The following is an 18,377-nucleotide window of genomic DNA, read 5'->3' as shown; positions in this document are numbered from 1 at the left end:
TTGTTGTTGTTGAGGATTAATCAAATGGCTGAATATGGAGGATGCCTTGGCTGCCGTCACTATCTTTATCGCGTGTATGTAAACGAGATGCCAACTTGTCGCGCCTTTCCTGAAGGAATTCCACCAATTATTATCACCGGAACTATACAACATACAAAACCTTTACCCGATCAGGACAATACAATTGTTTATGAACCAGCCGAAAAACCTTTTTGGCTGACGGACTGACAACAAGAGTCAAAAGCCCCATCGGTGGCGGATTTTGACTCTTGTTATTGGCGAGGAAAATATAGAGGAAAACAGGAGGATGAAGGTTGGTATCTTTTGACCAGTGTCGGCACTTTAAGACAATCAATGTAAAACTTGAAACGATCGACGGTCAAAGTAAAGATGTAACCGTCAATCTTGCAGAAGATGCAAATTTTTTGATCGACGCAAGTAACTACAATCAAATTTAGAATATTAAGGATATCTACTCGGATATCGAAAACAAGATTGGGTTTGGCAGAAAAGGATTTGAAACCTTCCAACTTAAGTTAAACCTCACTGATTCAGAAATCGCAGAGTTTCGAGGTAAGCCAGCGAAAATAACTTTTTCTTTAGACGGTGGCGATTCCGTTTACATAGATAATGTTTTCTTCAAGAGCGACCATCTCAAATTTGGCAATCCCACTGAAGCTAGATGGAATCCTAGCAACAGTACATATCAAAACAACTTGCTGCTTGAAAAACCCCAGTACGCAGTGTCTTACAATGCTGACACCAAAATTGCCAACTGGGTTGGTTGGAAAGTAGACAAAACATGGGTTACAAGACCAGAAACACAACCAGGAGAGTTACTAAAAGGATTAAGAGAAAGACCGGAATTTATAACTGACCCCGATCTATTAGCTAGTGGCTTGTCTACCTATGATGGAAATATCTTTACGGGGTTAGGAATGAATCGAGGTCATTTGTCTCCTGACAGAGATAGATTGAGACATCCTAAAGACCAGTTAGCAACTTACCTCACAACTAATTTGATTGCCAGTCAATGGATAATAATCGATTTTTTGTTCAAGGAAGCAACAATGCAGCAGATGCTTCAGCTTGGTTCAATATAGAAAATAAAGTGGTAGCTCCCAGGGTTACTCAGGGGCAAGAGCTTTACATTTTCGCTGGAGCTATTGGTAACGATCCAAATCCTCAAAAGAAAACGAATGTTCCTGAATTGCTTGATGACATTCTAAATGGAGAGTATATCAATCAGGGAAATACAAGCCCTAGCAATTTGTCAAACCGACAAATTCACATCCCTAGATGGACGTGGAAAACAATCATGGCTGTGGAACAACCAGGAGCCGAAGTTACTTCGTCGAACATAGAAGCTTTCGCATATATGACGCCTAACGTAGCCGAACCAGATTGGAATAATGTATCCTCAGATGGGGTTCCAAATCCGCTTAACAATAATGTGTTTTCTCCCTTTTTGGACAGCGCTCGCAGTAACATAACTAATGCAGCGACTTGGAGGAACCCAGATACTTGGCGAGTTACTCTTCCAGAACTCACAAAGATTCTTAACGAACGTAACAAAGTTCGCAACTATGCGTTTGATTTTGATTTGTTTTCAAATCTGCCATAAAATGTTCAAAATGCCTTGAAGGAGCGAGGTAGATAATCTCCTCCTTCTTGACATTTTGCTTCTTTTAGTGGCAGAAAATCATCCTCTAACAACTTTTGATAACCTTGTTATAATTTCATACTTCTCTGTTAGTGTTGTGAGAATAGAGATAGGGATTGAAGGTAAAACCCGGTATGAAAACTCCGTCTTGCCGAATAATGTCCCGAAACTCGCAAGGATCTTCTCCAAAGCCATAGAGCTTAGCACCTTGAAGATTAACTCGGGTGAAATGAACACAAGTTAGATTGCAGCCACTGGTGTTAATTCCACTGAAATCGCAATCAAAAAACCTAGCATATTCCAAATGACTTGAGGTAATTTTAGCTTCCCGGAAGTTACAGTACCAAAATTGAGCCGATCCCAACTCGCACCTATGCAAATTGAGTCGGCTCAAATTAACGTAGTTAAATTGAGCACCACTCAAGTCGCTCTTTTCCAGTTCAACTCCGCTCAAGTCAGCATACTCCAAAATGATGTTTCTAAAATCTCGATCGCCAGCAGCATAGCGCCTGAGCAATTCTTCTACAGTTATTCTTTCTTTTTCCATAACTCGACTCCTGCATCTATTCGCATTTTCAATAATAGCAAACTCATCCCCAAATACCACACAACTCTAGCTTGGCGCTCGGCAGCCGCAGATAGTTTATTTGTCTCAATAGTACAACTCGATTGTTACTTCGTCAAACATAGAAGCTTTCGCATATATGACGCCCAACATAGCAGAACCAGATTGGAATAATGTATCCTCAGATGGGGTTCCAAATCCGCTTAATAATGATGTGTTTTCTCCCTTTTTGGACAGCGCTCGCAGTAACATAACTAATGCAGCGACTTGGAGGAACCCAGATACTTGGCGACTTACTCTTCCACAACTCACAAATATTCTTAACGAACGTAACAAAGTTCGCAACTATGACTTTAAGTTTGATTTCCTGTCAAATCTGCCAGAAGATATTCAGTAAGCTCTGAAGAATCAAGGGAGATATTCTCCTCCTTCTTGATATTTTACTTCTGGGCTAAACGGAACTTAGCCTTACAGGAAGAAGTTCCGTTTAGCCCAGAAGTAATCATACTCTCATAACTTTTTAGGATATTATTATAATCTCATACTTCCCTGTTAGTATTGCTGCAGGAAGAGCGATACAGATTGGAAGTGAAACCAGAAATAAAAACTCCGTCATGGCGAATAACGTCCCAGTAGTTACAAGGGTCTTCGCCAAAGCCCCCAAGCTTCGCACCTTGTAAATTGACTCTAGTAAAATTAACCGAGCTTATGTCGCATCTACTGCTGTTAAATCCTCTCAAGTCACAGTCAAAAAACCTACTGTATTCCAAATGACTTGAGGTGATTTTAGCTTCCCTGAAGTTACAGTACCAAAATTGAGCCGACCCTAACTCGCACCTATGCAAATTGAGTCGGCTCAAATTAACGTAGTTAAATTGAGCACCAGTCAGGTCAATATTTTGCAGTTCAACCCCGCTCAAGTCTGCATACTCCAAAATGATGTTTCTAAAATCTCGATCGCCAGTAGCATAGCGTCTGAGTAATTCTTCTACAGTTATTCTTTCTTTTTCCATAACTCAACTCCTGTATCTATTTACACAATCAACAATAGCACTTTTTTTAATGCTCTATATCCCGACCGCATAACTCATGCAACGGCTTGGAGAAATCCTGATACTTAGAGAGTTACTCTCCTAGAACTCACAGGTATTCTTAACAAACGCAACCGAGAGCGCGATTATAATTTTAATTTTGACTTTCTGTCAAATCTGCCATAAAATATTTCAGATTCTCAACAACCGCCGACTACACAGCCCCCAACAGCCCCATTAATTCCAGCCACATCTAACCCAGTTTCACCTGACACTAATATCAGCGCAGAAGTCTAATCAACCGATTTACAAAACCCAGTACAAACCGCGACTCAATCTTTAACAGACAAACAGAATGATTCAGGAAAAGTTGACCCCCTAGCATTTTTTGGCATCATTGACCCCCAGGGAAACATCGGTCAGTTAATCGACCCGGACAAATTCGTTACCACCCCAGCCTTTACCGTAACTCGCGACATATCTTCAGTACAGGTAGTAGCAATTCCCAAGGTGGGACTTCCCGTCATAACAGAGGTAGGCGTGCAGCGAAACGACGACGGCACTGCAACATTTAAGGCAGCTTTGAATATGCCAGCCCCAACCACCTCTGACCCCACAGCCCCTCCTGTCCTCCAAAAGGCTGAGCTGAAATTCAAGGATGATTCCGGTCAAGCATTTGAGAACAATGAGCCCCTCTTATTTCTGACCGGGGGCAACATTCTGGTCAACAACGCCAGCGACTCCAAAGGCAGTAACTTTGAAGATTTGACAGTTAAATTCTATGCAGGCAACTCTATGTATGAGGGCACTGTAGTACCGACACGCAGCCGCTCTCTTGGGGGCAATCAGTATGAAGTAGCAGTTAAAGTGCCTGATACAGTAGTGCTGGGCGCTTCAGGCGTCGTGCTCGAGAGGAAGCAGAACCAGATCGTCGAGCAAAAAGGCGTTACACCAGTATACAAAGAAATCCAGTACAACAGCAATCCAATTCGGCTGCCACAGGGGGCAGAGTACGTCTTTGCAGCCTTGGGCGGTTCTGACCGAGTAGCGGTTCTCAACGGTAAAAACCCCGAATCAGTGGTTGATACTACAAACAGCAAGGACTTGCTGTTGGCTCAAATTCCTGTGGGGACTAGCAGTGTCACAGATTGGGCAGAATCAACAGCCGTGACTAGCGACGGAAATCGCGTTTACGCAACCTTGAGGAATTCAGGTCAAGTGGCATTGGTCGATCCAATGGTACTGCGACAGGTAGATACTCAGCCAAATACTTCAGGCGTCAATCCCATTGTCCTGCCGGCGGGCGCTAGACCCAAGTCAATAGTCATCAGTCCTAGAGACGATTATGCTTACATTGGCGACTTGAATCAAGCGAAAATTTACGTCCTTGACATCAACCCTAACTCGGCAACTTATCACAAAGTAGTTGAGACTATTAACGTCACTTCACCATTAGGGTTGAGTCAGTTGGCAATTAGTAGTGACGGGCGGCGGCTGTTCGGCACGGGTTCTGATAATAATGAGCAAGTGCCTAATCGTCGGATTTATGCAATCAATATTGACTCTAAGGACCGACCGAAGGATGAAGATTCTAATCCTCGTAAGTGGCATCAACAAATTGGAGTTATTCCTACTATTTCGGAGACCGAGGGAATAGCAGCTACGAATGAGCCGACGAAAATGGTGTTCACGAACGGATTGAATCTGATTAATACTGACCAGAATGACGGGCCTGGTTTTGGGGTGTTGGAAATTACTTCGGACGACCCTCTTAACTTTACTGCTTCTGTGAGTTATGCCCCTTTAAGTTTGGGTTTTCCTACTGATTATTTTGATGTGAATGAGGGGGTATCTGTCACTGTAACGCGGGATGGGCGGTATGGGTTTGTGGCTGGTCGCAATTCTGGAAGTCTTGGCCCTAATGCAGATGTGCGTTCTGGGGGAAATATTGGGATTATTAAAGACCCCTTGGGCCCGAATCCTCAATTAATCGGTGCTACCAGACCGATTCCAGAGGCTCTTACTAACGATTTAGTGCTTTCTAATGACAACAAATACCTTTATGGCTCTTATCCTTCTCTGACTGGTAGCGGGAGCGTTTATGCTTTCGATGTTGAGGAAATGATTAAAACTCTGGACAATCCCGGTCAATTCAAAATTGATAGTCTTGACAGGGGTGTTAAGTCTCCTTTCTTCAATGCTACTACGGCGAGGTCTGTGACTGCGGTTGATTTCACAAGGGTTCCTATTGATGATATAAATCCGGCTATTAGTATTGCTGCTGACTATGGGATTCTTCAGGAGAATCGACCTGCTAATCAGTTTACTTATGGGGTGCCGTTGGGTACAACACGCGCACCAGTCGGTACTGGAGGCAATTTACGGGATTTGAGTTCTGCACCGACTGACTGGCTGGATTTGAAGGGGCCTGGTGCAACGACAAGTGACCTGACTCCGACTTTTCAATGGCAGTTTGCTCCGGGTTGGGAGGATGTAAAAGAGGTCAATCTTTTTGTCAGTACGTTCGAGCAAGGGAAGGGTTTATTGCCCTGGGATAAGGTTGTCGATTTATCAGATTCGGCACTCCTTCCCGGATTCTCGGAAACACAAAAGCGTCAACTTCTTTCTAAGCCTTGGAACGGTTATGACGATTTCAATCCAAACCGGATTCTGACTGCGACTTGGAAGAAAGATACTGGCAAGTGGTACGGCCATGACGGGATTACGCCTCTTGACCAACCTTTAAATGACCCCGCAAATACTAGCACTAACTTCACGCTACCGAGGAGTCTTACTGCGGGGCAGAACTACAATTTTGCTGTTGAAGCTGTGAGTAATAGCGGCGCTGTGACCAAAGATTTGGGGCAGTTTCAAACCATACCTCCTGTTAGCAACAGTCCTTTCAGCAGCGTGAGTGTGTTGACTCATGGTTTTACACTTTTGCCTAACCAGTCTGGGATTCCTGATTCCTTTTTCCAAATGGCCAACAAAATTGCCACTGTTAGCGGCAATACACCGGAAAACAGCGGGTTAATTATGCGCTACGACAAGCCTACAGGCAACTGGATTCCTATAGATTTACAGGGACGGGTGATAACTGATTTGACCGAGGGGCTTAAGACCAGCGAAACAGCTTATTTATCAACTTTGGCAAATAACTTAAAAGCCGGGGTAGTTATAGATGGAAAGGAGATTAAATACCTCAACCAGAACAAACCGTTAGTGTTGCTAACAGAATGGTCGTTGGACAGAGAATCAGTCATTCCTGACGTTGGCTTTTCTGAGGGTGCGGCTGATGCTTTATTTGCTTCTCTGGTGCAGTTGGATCTGGCATTAGGGGGTAAGGTTGGAGAGTATCAAGGCAATCAATTAAACCGGTTGTACAACAGCGAAGGGAAGCTGATTCGCCAGCAGGGGGATTTGTTCAATTCGCCACTACATTTCATGGGCTTCAGTCGAGGGACGGTTGTCAATAGCGAAATTGTACAGCGTTTAGGGACTTTCTTCCCCCAAGCGGGCGGCAAATCTATGGCTGACCGAGACCTCCAAATGACAACAATTGACCCGCACGATTTCTACCAACCTAGTTTGAATTTACAATTACCTGGCTTTATCAGCACAAATTTCAGCGATTTCTACGAACCCAAAATTCAGGTTTGGAATAATGTTACGTTTGCTGATAACTATTATCAGACTGTGGCTGACCCGAATGGTGGTACTGCTACTCCTAACGGTCGTTCTTTGAGTCAACTTCCACAAGAGGAGTTGGATAAGAATCCCAAACCTGCTGGACTGAATTTTCCTAAAGCGTCGGGCGATACTTTAGGGAAGGCAGACCGAGAGATTTTACTCGGTACTCGTAATGGGGAACCAGATCGGATAAATAGTCGGATTGGGTTTACTAAGGATGATAGTATTGGAGGGACGCACAAGCGAGCATTTGGATGGTATGCTGGGACGGTTGATTTAGACCTGGAGGAAGTTTTACTTCAGTATCCTCATGTGGAGGCCTCTGAGAATCCTCAAGCAGTTAACGATATGTTGGGTAAAATGGGTTTACCCGAAATGTTCGATCCGAATTTCCCGGCAGCTAAACCTTGGTATGATAATGGCAATGGTGAAGGGGTTGGTGAGGGTTGGTTTTATTCTGTTTTGGGTGGAGGTAAAGAGCAGCGTCAGTATAGCCCTACTGGGCGCGTTCCGGTGAGTTTTGATAATACTCTTTCTGCTGGTATGCGGGGGGATTATGCGGTTCCTACTCTGTTTAATGGGAATTTTGACCAGTTTATTCCTAATAAGAGTGGGGCTGAAGAATTTGGTCGGAATACTATCTCTAAGGAAATTCCTGGGTGGTCTTTTCATAATAGTGCCACATCAACTTTGGTGTCACCTATCAACAACCTTGTAGAGTGGAATGAGATAGCTCAACAATCTCCCAATTTTTCCAATTACTTGAGCTTATTAGGTATTAACTCTCAAGCTCAAGATTATCAACCCAATTATGCTCTGAAGTTAAAAGGTGGTGAAAGCATCTCCCATAATCGCTTTATGCTAAATGATTGGGGAAATTTGCGGTTTGATATTCACGCTCCCAGCAGAAGTGGAATACTCAATGTAAAACTTGAAGTAGAAGGAGTAAACATACCAATAAAGAGAATAAATCTAGCTCAGGATTCCGTTACTGTAGCTGAGGCCAACAAAGAAGATGTCGATGAAATCAGAAAAATATATAGCCAGAATATCAATAGTATTGGATTTGGAAGAACAGGATTTGAAACTTTTCAGTTACCCTTGCAATTACTGGCTTACGAAGATTTCGCAAAATCTGTAGGAAAACCAGCTAAGCTGACGTTTAGCCTAGAAGGTGATGACAATGCAAATGTTATCATAGATAATGTATTTTTCAAGAGTCCACACCTCAAGCTTGGCAACCCTACTAACGCTAGATGGGATTTAACTCAAGAACAACCAACAAATTTACTGATTGAAAAACCAGGATATGTAGTATCCTACAATACTCAAACAAAACTTTCTAACTGGGTGAGTTGGCAAGTTAATAAATCGTGGACTGTACCATCTAGTACAAGAACAGACATCCAGTTCATAGCAGATCCTTTTTTGTCGCCCACTTCAGCAAATTCTAACCTGCCTCAAATTGATGGTACTATATTTCGGCAGCCTTGGGTAGGAATGGATAAAGGTCATTTAATTCCTGATCGAGACAGAAACAGAAACTCTAAAGATGCCATAGAAACCTATATGGGGACTAATTTAATTGCACAATCTATGGACAATAATAGATTGTTTTCTACAAATCCATTGACTGCCTCTGCTTGGTTTAATATTGAACAAAAAGTACAGGATCGTGTTCAGCAAGGGCAAGAACTTTATATTATTGCCGGTGCTTTAGGAAATAATTGGACTACTCAGAAAAAAACTAATGTTCCAGCACTCTTAAATCAACTAACAAACAATGGTATTTTTATTAACAGAGGGAATACAAACCCCCAAAACTTTGAGAACAATATTCAGATTCCTGAATGGACCTGGAAAACAATTATGGCTTTGCCTAAACCAAATGGTGAAATTACCTCTGAAACACTTATGTTTACATTTATAACTCCTAACCGCTCAGAACCAGAATCTTGGCCTCAAGAACATCCTCTAAATCAACTCTTAGGGGGAAATCGTCAACCCATCGAAAGCCCTGAACAATGGAGAAACGTGGCAACTTGGCGAATTACCTTGCTACAACTTCAAACTCTTCTTAACAACAGGCCTATTCCCGGCTCGAATACACCTTTTGATTTTAGTTTTCTCTCAAATGTTACTGACAAAAGTGTACAAAAAAATCTTTTAGAAAAAGTCTAGATTTTCTGTTTTAGTTTTTGATTGAAGCAGTTTTACTGAGTTGGCTTTGGGTAAAAATAATGAGGATAAAATTTACGCAATTTATAACATTTTAAGATGTGGTAAGGGCGACAGGTCTTCACCCTTACTATATTTAGCGACCTTGCTTAAATCCCATCCTCATAACATTAAAACTCGCCATCTTTTTTGATATGAGTAGTTTTTTGATAGCAATCGCTACATCCAGCCATATATTCCCCATCTGGTAAAGTAACGTTATAGCAGAAAGGAGGTGACTGTCCATGATATAGGAATACACCGCCTTGGAAGCTAACTTCTATAAAACTGGTACAGGTTGCCTCGCCGAAAAGTTGCGCCTCTCTTAAATCAGAGTGAATAAACCTGGTATTAGTAAAATTGCCACCCTTTAAATTAGAACCTCTAAGGTCGCAATAAATAATTCGTGCCGAGTCCCAACTAAAAGGTTCCAGAATAGCATTACGCAAGTTAACTTGACTGAAATGAGCATAGGACAGATCCAGATTAGGTAGGTTAGCACCTTCTAAGTTAACTCGATGTAAGACTATTCCGGTAAATTCTCTCTGTCCATCTGCATAGCGTCTTTTGAATTCTTCACCACTTAAGCCTCGCTCCGAATCCATTTTTCGATTTCCAGAAGGCATAATAGTATGATGAAAAATTGTCGATTTATTAGTTTGAATATTATTTAACTTAGCATCAATTAAGTTAGCACCAATCAATTGAGCTGTGGTTAAATCAGCGCCTGTTAAATCAGCGCCTGTTAAATCAGCACCTGTTAGATCAGCTTGATGGAGATTAGCATCACTGAGATTGGCATTAATTAAGTTAGCATTCATTAAATATGAATCTGAAAGATTAACTTTTTTCAGGTTAGCACCAGTTAAGTTGGCATTAATCAGAAAATTTCTCATTAATAAAGAATCTTCTAAATTGGCACTACGTAAGTTGATGTCCGTTAGAAAAGTATCCATCAGACAGATGTTCCTTAAGTCAGCGCCAATAAAGTCTCTCTCACCAGCAGCATATCGTCCGATTAATTCTTCCGCATTCATAACTTTTACCCTTAATTTGTAATCGTTTTATAGTAATGTTTTCCATTCATCGATCCGTACAATTATCATTTCGGATCGTTCCATCTGGCATTATAGTATTGCACAAAGTAGCGTCTTCCCATTTTCCGCACAGATTGATTGTATTTGAGTCGTCATATTCAGGATCGGGTCTAGCTCCCATCAGATTAGCATTGCACAGATTTGAACCATCAAATGATGTTTCATCCATAATTGCACCACTAAAGTTAGCTCCAGTAAGATCGGAATTCCAAAACCCAGTTTGATGTAGTTTGGTATTACTTAGATTCGCGCCAATTAGAGTTGCTTTATGAAAACCAGCTTCACCGAGGTCTACATCGCTGAGGTCGGCTCCAGTGAGGTTAGTATTTTGGCAGTTGAGCCTAGATAAAAAACCATTTTTCAAATTAGCTCCACGCTCGGTTGGCATCAGTCACGTCAGCATAGTGCAAAGTTGCGTTTTCTAAGCAGGCATTACTTAGATTAGCTCCCGTCAAGTCAGCCCCTTGTAACCAAGCTCCTTTCAAGTTAGCACCACTAAAATTAGCCTTAATCAACTCAGCGCCATCCAAGTTAGCCTCGGTCAAGTTAGCCTCGGTCAAATTAGCGTCGCTCAAGTCAATACAATCCATGTTAGCATCGCTTAAGTTAGCACCACTCAAGTTAGCATTCATCAACTCAGCAGAAATCAAGTTAGCACCACTCAAGTTAGCATTCATCAACTCAGCACCACTCAAGTCAGCATCTGTTAAATTGGTCTTGGTGAGATTGATATCAATAAGCTTGCTTTTCTTCAAATTGGCATTGCTCAAGTCAACCTCAGCAAAGTCTCTCTCGCCATTGGCATATCTTCTAAGTAATTCTTCAGCATCCATAACTTTAACCCTTAATTTGTAATCGGTTGATAGTGTTAATAATACCGCTTTCCCAGTCAAGAATCTATTGGAAATACTTGGGATAGCCTTCCTTATTGAATGTCATCAGCTCAACAGACGGCACATCAACAGTAATGATAGCCCCCGGTGCCTTAAAGCAAGACACAACCGTCAGCATTGCCCCAGTCAACCAACAAAACTTCTCCCTACCGCTGCCGGCGGGATTTGAATTTGCAGGAGCCTTCAACTTAAACTTTGGCGATAACTCCCTGAATATACCCGCCCAGTTGGCAGTACCAGCACCCGCCGGATTAGCACCTGGAACGGATTAAGAAGGTTCCTTTTGAGCGCTTGCTATAAAAGAATGACTTAGGGATTTATTCCTCTGGTCAGTGAGTGGTTCAAATTCAACATTCACTGACCTTCTATTTCTCTAGCTATTTAGAAAATAGAAACTTTCGTGCAGGCATCAAAAACTTACATTTTCACCAATTCAGCATCTGTAAAATTACACCGAATAAAATTCGATTCTATTGCACCGGCTTTCCTAAAGCTAGCCTTGGTAAAATCGCAATCGATAAACGTACACCGTTGAATACACCCTCGATTCCAATTGGCTTTGGTAAAGTTGCATTGCTTGATGGTAGCTGGTCCTATACCTACCTCTCTTAAATCAGCACTGGTAAAATCAACGTCAATAAAGCTAGAAGTCTCTAAACCAGCCCCCTTGAGCTTTGCTTGTTTCAGAATCGTCCCTATGAATTCCGCATCATACGAGACAGCTCTTTCCAAAATAGCCCCACTCAAGTTAGTTTGATGCAGTCGAGCCGAGCTAAGGATAACTTCTCTGAGGTTAGCTCCGCTCAGGTTAGCTTCATTGAGCCTCCCCACCTGCAATATAGCTCCAGTCAAGTTGGCTCCACTCAAATTGGCCCCCATAAAATCAACGGCTTCTAGGTTAGCCCCTTCCAGATTAGTGCCGCTCAGGTTTATACCGCGCAGGTTGACTCCTCCAATTCTGGTGTTTTCTTCAGTTTGATATCGTTTGATTAACTCATCAGCGTAACGTCTACCCAAAAGAATTCCACTTAGGTCAAGACCTGCAAAGTCTCTTTCTCCAGCAGCATACCGTCCGATCAATTCTTCTGCATCCATAACTTTAATCCTTAATTTGTAACCGTCAACCGCCAACAATCAAATAGCTAAAACTGAGGTTTTGCCACCACCCCGTCGCAGAGACGCCGATCGCGATCGCTCACATTAGGATTAGTTCTCAGATAATCTCCCACCCAGTCACAGCCCCTCACCAGCAAATCGTCAAGATCCAAATTCCACAAAATCACCCGATTATCCCGGCCCGCAGAAGCCAGAACCTTCCCATCCGGGCTAAAACTCACACTCATCACACTATCCTTGTGACCCGTCAAAGTTTTCAGCAAAGTCCCGCTGCGACTCCACAGTTTCACCTTATGATCGTAACTACCCGAAGCAACCAACAAACCATCCGGGCTAAAAGCAACGCTAGTCACGCTGTCGCTAGAACCCTTCAGCAGCGTCGCCACCAAAGTCCCATCTACCTTCCACAATTTCACCGAATTGTCGTAACCAGCCGAAGCCAGCATTTTGCCATCAGGGCTAAAAGCAACCCCCAACACAAAACTGTTGTGAGCTCCTTCAAACGTTCTTAGCAAACGACCGTCCCGATTCCAGAGTTTGAGAGTACCATCATCGCTTGCAGAAGCCAGCATCGAGCCGTCGGGACTGAAAGTCACCCCAGTCACCCAGCCTGTGTGTCCCGTCAAAGTCTTAATCAGCCTGCCGTTTCTAGTCCAGAGTTTCACAGTCTTATCCTTGCTAGCCGTTGCCAGAACCTCGCTGTCGGGGCTAAAGCTCACGCTCATCACGCTGTCGGCGTGGCCGTCGAGAGTCAACAGCACAGAAGGCGAACACGGGAATAGCGGAGCCGAAGGACAAGGGAGAATATTATTCATGCCATCTTCTGTCAAACTCCAGACTTTCACCGTTTTGTCGTAACTCCCAGAAGCAAGTAGCTGGCCGTCGGGGCTGAAACTGACGCTGGCGACTCTCTGAGTGTGTCCTTCCAAGGTTTCCAGCAAAACTCCCGTGCGGCTCCAGAGTTTGATAGTGTTGTCCGTAGAAGCAGAAGCCAGCCTTTGGCCGTCGGGGCTAAAAGTAACGCCTTGCACCCGGTTTTGGTGTCCGTCGAGGGTTTTGAGCGGCACGTCATCGAGTCGCCACAGCCTGATAGTTTTGTCAAAACTTGCCGAAGCCAAGGTTTTGCCTTCCGGGCTAAAACTCACCTGAGTAACTCGATCGGCGTGTCCCTCAAAAGTTCTCAGTAAGCGACTCTCTGGTTTAATGTTGCTAGCATCGGTTGGGCGTTTGTCGCCAACACCAGCAAGATTCCAGAGTTTGACAGTCCCGTCTGCACTTCCCGAAGCAAGTGTTTGACCATCGGGGGAGAAACTGACACCAAATACCCACTTGCTGTGTCCCCGCAAAGTTGTTAGCAGTTCACCTTTTTTGGCTTGTGTGGAATTTTCTGTTGGTGGGTGTTTGAGTGCAGCGATGCTCCAGATTTTCACCGTTTTATCTTCACCCGCACTGGCGATCGTTTCACCATCGGGGGAGAAACTGACGGTGTAAATTTTCGAGGGTTGTCTGTTTTCGCTGTGCCATAAATTAGCGATTAACTTACCGTCAGAACTCCACAGTTTCACACTACCGTCATCGCTCGCCACAGCGATTATTTTGCCGTCGCGGCTGAAGCTTAGCCAATTTACGGGAGCAAATTGTTCGATCGTCCGCAGCAGCGTGCCGTCGGTTTTCCAAAGTTTGATAGTTTTATCAGTAGAGCCAGTGGCGATCGTTTGACCGTCAGAACTAAAAGCAACGCTGGTAACGCTATTAGTATGCCCTTTGAAAGTAGCTAACAAACGGCCGTCAGTTTGCCAAATTTTGACAGTTTTATCTAAACTTGCCGACGCTATGGTTTTGTTGTCGGGACTGAACGCGACACAGGAGACACTGTTAGTGTGGTCTTTGAAAGTTGCCAGCAAACTGCCGTCGCGCCGCCAAAGTTTGACGGTTTTATCTACACTGGAAGAAGCTATTGTCTCGCCGTCTGGACTGAAGCTAAGACCCCAAACTACATCGCCGTGTCCTTCCAAGCGGTTGCGTTCTTTGACTCCATAAACTGCCTGCTGGAGGGCTGCAGAAATCAGGATTTCGGTGTCTTTGAGAGTATACATTTGTTGGGAGTGTTCGATCTGTTTCCACTTTTTACCAGCTCTCAAACTTTCCATCATGGCGTCAAATTTGTTATTTGAGAAATAAAGTGCTTCCGAAGCTGCTGTCAGGGTACTGATTTCGGCTCGCTGAGTTTGAGCGACAGCTAGCTGTTTTTGACCCACAGCCCGCCACCAAAAATTTACGGCTGCGATCGTGGAACTGGTGAGCAGCATGACGCCGATCACTGCTACTCCCAGCAGTTGTTTGAGAAAAGTATTGGCTCGGTAGAGCTGTGCTTGACTCATTTTTTTGTCCGCTTCTGCTTTGTGGAGTCTCGCTTCTAAGCCGAATCTTTGGCGAATCGGTCGCACTAAATAGTCGTGTACCAATTGATAGCGGTCTTCGGGCGCTTCCCGTAGCAAAAATAGCAAACCGTGACCAACTAAAATGTCTAAAATTAAGTCCAGGTTGTCGGTTTTCTTGGGTCGGCTTTCAGGGTATGCAGCGAACTGTCGCGGTAGGGAAATTCGGTTTCTGCCGATCGCCGATAATTCGGTTTCGCGGGCATCGGCTGGCTGCGGGCCTGTAACTAACGAGAGTTCGTGTTTGGTTTTTATCAGTCTTACGCCTCTTTCATCTGTCAGGGAAAACAAGATTTTCCAAGCTGCGTCTTCGTTAACGGGCCCGCAGTCAGAGATGACTCTTTCGAGCGATCGTTTCACTAATTCCGCTTTGGGATTGTCCCCCAATTGCTGGTATTGTGCTAGACTGGTAATATCTTCTTCTTGCAGTTGCGCTCCTACTACCTGCAATTCAATTGGTCGCACTTCTTGCAGTTCGTCTGCTAAATCTTCTACGAAGGCATCGATCAGTGCCGGCTCTAAATAAAATTCCGCCCGTTCTGTTAAGTGTCCAATGACAGCCCGCGCGTCTTTGATAGAAAAACTCCGCAGTTGGTAGCGGATGCTTTTGTCGAGAATATTATTGTTAATAGCATCAAGATTTGGGAAGCGATCGCAATCTAGTAAGTAGTGCAAATAATCTTCGCGCAAGCACAGAATTATCTTGACATAAGGCAAGTTCAAAAACAAACGCAAAAAATTATAAAAAAGTTGTCTTTGTGCCACAGAAGTTGAAACAAAGAAAAACTCTTCAAATTGATCGAAAATCAGCACAGTTAACAAATTATTTGTGGCATTTTCGCGCAACTGTTCTATAATAAAAGAAGAGACTTCCGAGCTGCGAGCAGGAATAACCGAGCAACTTCTTTTGTGGATTTCCTGTACTCCTTTCGAGATTAATTTACTTTCCTCTTCGGCTTGTTTGTCGTACAGTGCGCTGTTCAAAGCATTTTCTAACTCCACCAGCCAGTCGGTGTAAACTTTGACTACTACGGGCAATGTATCCCGCGCACCCGGAGTAATATTTTTCAAAGCTGGTACTAAGCCTGCATTGACTAGAGAACTTTTCCCGACTCCGCTGGGCCCGTGAATAATAGTTAATTTATGGTCGTCCCTGCTAATTCTTTCTAGCAAGCTATTGATATCTGTTTGGCGCGAATAAGCCGTCATGGAGGCTGCAATGGCAGCTTGGTTTTGAGCTGAGGGGCCTGAAGGATTGACCGCTTGGCGCTGCTGCTGCAATTGGCTGGCTCCAATAAAAGCTCTAAATCCGTATTGATATTCGATCGAACGCTGGGTTTTTTTAATCCGAAACGCTTTAAGATACTCTCCCTGCTCGAAATAAACCGCTTGCAATTCCGTCAAAATATCGATGTAAAGTCGGGGGTCGTACTTCGGCTCGCTTTGAGATTGAGCCAACTCCAAAGAATGAACCGCCGCTTCCCACTGCCCTAGCTGTCGCAAACTTCGGGCTAAAAGTAAAAGATACGAACTCCTGTCGGATTTAGGATGTTGGATTTTAGATTTGGGTTCGTTACTTAACTCGTTAGGGCCCACAAATTCTGGATAATTTCCCTCAAACCCCAATCTCAAATCTTCAATCAGCAATCTCAAATCATTAGGCGTTTGATCCAAAATCGCCAAAGCCAACTCGGCTAGCTGGCGGGCTTGACTCCACCTCGACTCTTGCAGGGCAACTTCAGCCAAAAAGCCGTAATCTTGAGCTAGTTGGCTGGGAGTACCGTAAGTGAAGTGCAACTGCAAAGAATTTTCAGCTAATGCTTGCAACTCTCCCCAAGCTTTCAAGCGCTGCAGCACTTCTCCGAGGTGTGCTGTCACCTCAGCTACCAATTCCGGGCGTGAGGCAAGGGAGAAAGCGTTTCTAGATTTTTCCAGGCTAATCCAAGCTTGTTCCCAGTGCTGGCGGTTGGCTACCGGGTTTCTGGCTGCTTGCAAGCGGTGACACAGGGCTATGTGAAACAGCACTATGCCTTCTCTCTCTAAAAATAAAATTTTGGGGACAGGATTCGACAAGGAGGAGAAGGTTTCTGGGTTTTCGGAATGTTCCAAGTTGCCGGTTTGCTGCTGCCAAAATACTAAACTTTCTTGGTAATGAATTAAGGCAGTTTCGGTTTGGTCGCTGACATAGTAATCTCTACCGAGAACGAATTCCAGGCTGGCTTTGAGGGCGGGTTCTAATTCTTCACCGCGATTTTGTAAATCTCTTAAAGCTAATTCTAGTTCTCGGCGTGGCAAAGAGCCGATCGCCAAATCGAAGGTATTGCCGGGACTCAATGGCGAATAGGAGTGGATATCTGATTGTCGTCGGTTTTGGGGCCGTGAGTTAAAAGTTAGAAAGCGTTCTCCGGGGCTGATTTCGCGCTCCAGGCCGCGTTTTTCGGACGGGGTTTCGCAGGTCTCACAATTAGTGATGGTGCTGAGGTTGCTGCTGGCGAGTTCTTGATGGAGTTCGCCTATTTTAAATATAGTATCAGCCCGCCTAGCGAGGAAATTAATTAATTCGTCAACGCCCATTTCAAATTTAATTGTGGCGGCGGCCCAACTTTTGAAATCCGGGGCCAGACGAATCATTTTGGTGACGATATCATCTGTTACCCACAAGATCACTGGGCAGGAAAAATTTTTGCGAAATTCGTCTCGCACTTGATTGGTAGAAGCCATCAGTTCGTCGATCGCTACTACTGTTTCTAAACCGAATACCATCAAAGCCGAGGTGGCATCCACAGGCGAGTACCCCTCCTGGAAAGAGCTTGAGAGCAGGGTAGTGTAGAGGGTTTTGACTGAAGCTGGCAGGACGATATCTTGAATTGGAACTGGGGACACTTCTCGCAGCCGCTGCGCTATTTGCTGCCGCAACTGCTCGTAGTTGCAGCGCACCAAAATTAGCGAGAATTGGTGTTGAGACATTGTGATTGACCTGACCAGAGTTTTGAGCGAGCGCTCGTTGTAGTTTGCAGTTTCTTGTACCTTAATTAGATCGGTCATGCGTGCACCTCTTTTGCATTAATCAATTACCTAACGCTCGCCAATCGTGACTGAAAGCGTCTCTACTTAGACATCCCCGTCTCTGTCTGACGCTTTATCTCTGTATAAATACGTAGTTTTCCGTACTTGTCCTATCAATACTTACATATTTATTAGATCCAATGTAAAGATATCATACCTCTCAATCTCAGAGAATGCTAGACTTGCGAATAAAAATTTAAGGTTATCTTAGATTTTTTGATTAAGCGATATATAAAGGACTACAGATCATAAATAGCCAAGTGCTTAGTTCACGATCATACCGACGGCTAGCTATTAGTAAACAACTTCGATATATCTGTAGCAGGCATTTAGCATAACAGCAAAAAAAATGTACTCCGGTATGGGATTATGTGAAATTAAGAGCAACAGCTAAAAACAGACATAGGGGGTCTGACATTGCAGATATGAGAGTTGAGAGTGGGCAAAGTCCTTAGTGGTGGCAAAGTTTTACAGGACAATAAAATACACCGCCTATAGCCAGCATTCAACAGAAATTAGCCAGTGGAAAAAACCGCTGACTGATTTCTGTATTGGATGGTAAGATTTCGGAGTTTTGAGCGATGAATTTTTAGTTAAATTC

At 43.8% G+C, this 18,377-nt stretch carries 13 protein-coding genes; 6 read left to right on the top strand and 7 right to left on the bottom strand.

What is annotated here, in order from left to right; translation table 11 throughout:
- The first annotated feature begins 24 nt into the window (after nucleotides 1-24).
- The 3 genes from QT973_RS10825 (at nucleotide 25) to QT973_RS10815 (ending at nucleotide 1,624) form a co-directional block, all read left to right on the top strand.
- Nucleotides 25-228 (top strand): cytoplasmic protein, encoded by a 204-nt coding sequence (locus QT973_RS10825; protein ID WP_333058352.1) that lies wholly within the window; start codon nucleotides 25-27, stop codon nucleotides 226-228.
- 233 nt (nucleotides 229-461) lie between these two features.
- Nucleotides 462-1,103 carry a DNA/RNA non-specific endonuclease gene (locus QT973_RS10820; protein WP_333058355.1) on the top strand — a complete coding sequence of 214 codons (642 nt, stop codon included), beginning with the start codon at nucleotides 462-464 and terminating at the stop codon, nucleotides 1,101-1,103.
- Nucleotides 1,104-1,111: 8 nt separating this feature from the next.
- Entirely contained in the window at nucleotides 1,112-1,624 is a 513-nt protein-coding gene (locus tag QT973_RS10815) for a hypothetical protein (RefSeq protein ID WP_333058351.1), read from the top strand.
- A 115-nt stretch (nucleotides 1,625-1,739) separates the two neighbouring features.
- Here QT973_RS10815 and QT973_RS10810 read toward each other — a convergent pair whose 3' ends face one another.
- A complete protein-coding gene (locus QT973_RS10810) occupies nucleotides 1,740-2,210 on the bottom strand; it encodes a pentapeptide repeat-containing protein (protein WP_333058350.1) in 471 nt (156 codons plus the stop codon).
- Between the two features lie 157 nt (nucleotides 2,211-2,367).
- Between QT973_RS10810 and QT973_RS10805 the strand changes: the two genes are divergently transcribed.
- Nucleotides 2,368-2,625 (top strand): hypothetical protein, encoded by a 258-nt coding sequence (locus QT973_RS10805; RefSeq protein WP_333058349.1) that lies wholly within the window; start codon nucleotides 2,368-2,370, stop codon nucleotides 2,623-2,625.
- Between the two features lie 142 nt (nucleotides 2,626-2,767).
- Here the strand turns inward: QT973_RS10805 and QT973_RS10800 are convergent, their stop codons facing one another.
- Nucleotides 2,768-3,241, bottom strand: coding sequence for a pentapeptide repeat-containing protein (locus tag QT973_RS10800; RefSeq protein ID WP_333058348.1), 474 nt, complete (start codon nucleotides 3,239-3,241; stop codon nucleotides 2,768-2,770).
- A gap of 528 nt (nucleotides 3,242-3,769) precedes the next feature.
- Here QT973_RS10800 and QT973_RS10795 point away from each other — a divergent pair.
- Entirely contained in the window at nucleotides 3,770-9,130 is a 5,361-nt protein-coding gene (locus QT973_RS10795; RefSeq protein WP_333391307.1) for a DNA/RNA non-specific endonuclease, read from the top strand.
- 167 nt (nucleotides 9,131-9,297) lie between these two features.
- On the opposite strand, the gene QT973_RS10790 is transcribed toward QT973_RS10795, so the two are convergent.
- Genes QT973_RS10790 through QT973_RS10780 form a run of 3 tightly spaced genes read right to left on the bottom strand, consistent with a single transcriptional unit; the run spans nucleotide 9,298 to nucleotide 11,096 of the window.
- The gene (locus tag QT973_RS10790; protein WP_333208452.1) at nucleotides 9,298-10,203 is read right to left on the bottom strand and encodes a pentapeptide repeat-containing protein; all 906 of its coding nucleotides are present in this window, start codon (nucleotides 10,201-10,203) and stop codon (nucleotides 9,298-9,300) included.
- 46 nt (nucleotides 10,204-10,249) lie between these two features.
- Nucleotides 10,250-10,651, bottom strand: coding sequence for a pentapeptide repeat-containing protein (locus QT973_RS10785; RefSeq protein WP_333056113.1), 402 nt, complete (start codon nucleotides 10,649-10,651; stop codon nucleotides 10,250-10,252).
- The gene (locus QT973_RS10780) at nucleotides 10,629-11,096 is read right to left on the bottom strand and encodes a pentapeptide repeat-containing protein (RefSeq protein WP_333056114.1); all 468 of its coding nucleotides are present in this window, start codon (nucleotides 11,094-11,096) and stop codon (nucleotides 10,629-10,631) included. Before QT973_RS10780 ends, QT973_RS10785 begins: the two co-directional genes overlap by 23 nt.
- Nucleotides 11,097-11,191: 95 nt before the next feature.
- On the opposite strand from QT973_RS10780, the gene QT973_RS10775 reads away from it, so the two are divergent.
- Nucleotides 11,192-11,428, top strand: a complete 237-nt coding sequence (locus QT973_RS10775; RefSeq protein ID WP_333056115.1) for a hypothetical protein — start codon at nucleotides 11,192-11,194, stop codon at nucleotides 11,426-11,428.
- A 145-nt stretch (nucleotides 11,429-11,573) separates the two neighbouring features.
- On the opposite strand, the gene QT973_RS10770 is transcribed toward QT973_RS10775, so the two are convergent.
- Both QT973_RS10770 and QT973_RS10765 read right to left on the bottom strand, forming a co-directional pair.
- A complete protein-coding gene (locus QT973_RS10770) occupies nucleotides 11,574-12,251 on the bottom strand; it encodes a pentapeptide repeat-containing protein (protein ID WP_333056116.1) in 678 nt (225 codons plus the stop codon).
- Between the two features lie 47 nt (nucleotides 12,252-12,298).
- The gene (locus QT973_RS10765; RefSeq protein ID WP_445305690.1) at nucleotides 12,299-17,755 is read right to left on the bottom strand and encodes an nSTAND1 domain-containing NTPase; all 5,457 of its coding nucleotides are present in this window, start codon (nucleotides 17,753-17,755) and stop codon (nucleotides 12,299-12,301) included.
- Nucleotides 17,756-18,377: the final 622 nt, after the last annotated feature.

Source organism: Microcoleus sp. Z1_A1, from assembly GCF_036700305.1.
Classification (GTDB): Bacteria; Cyanobacteriota; Cyanobacteriia; order Cyanobacteriales; family Microcoleaceae; genus Microcoleus.
Note: the sequence above shows the minus strand (reverse complement) of the source record. Positions and strands in the feature narration are given on the sequence as shown.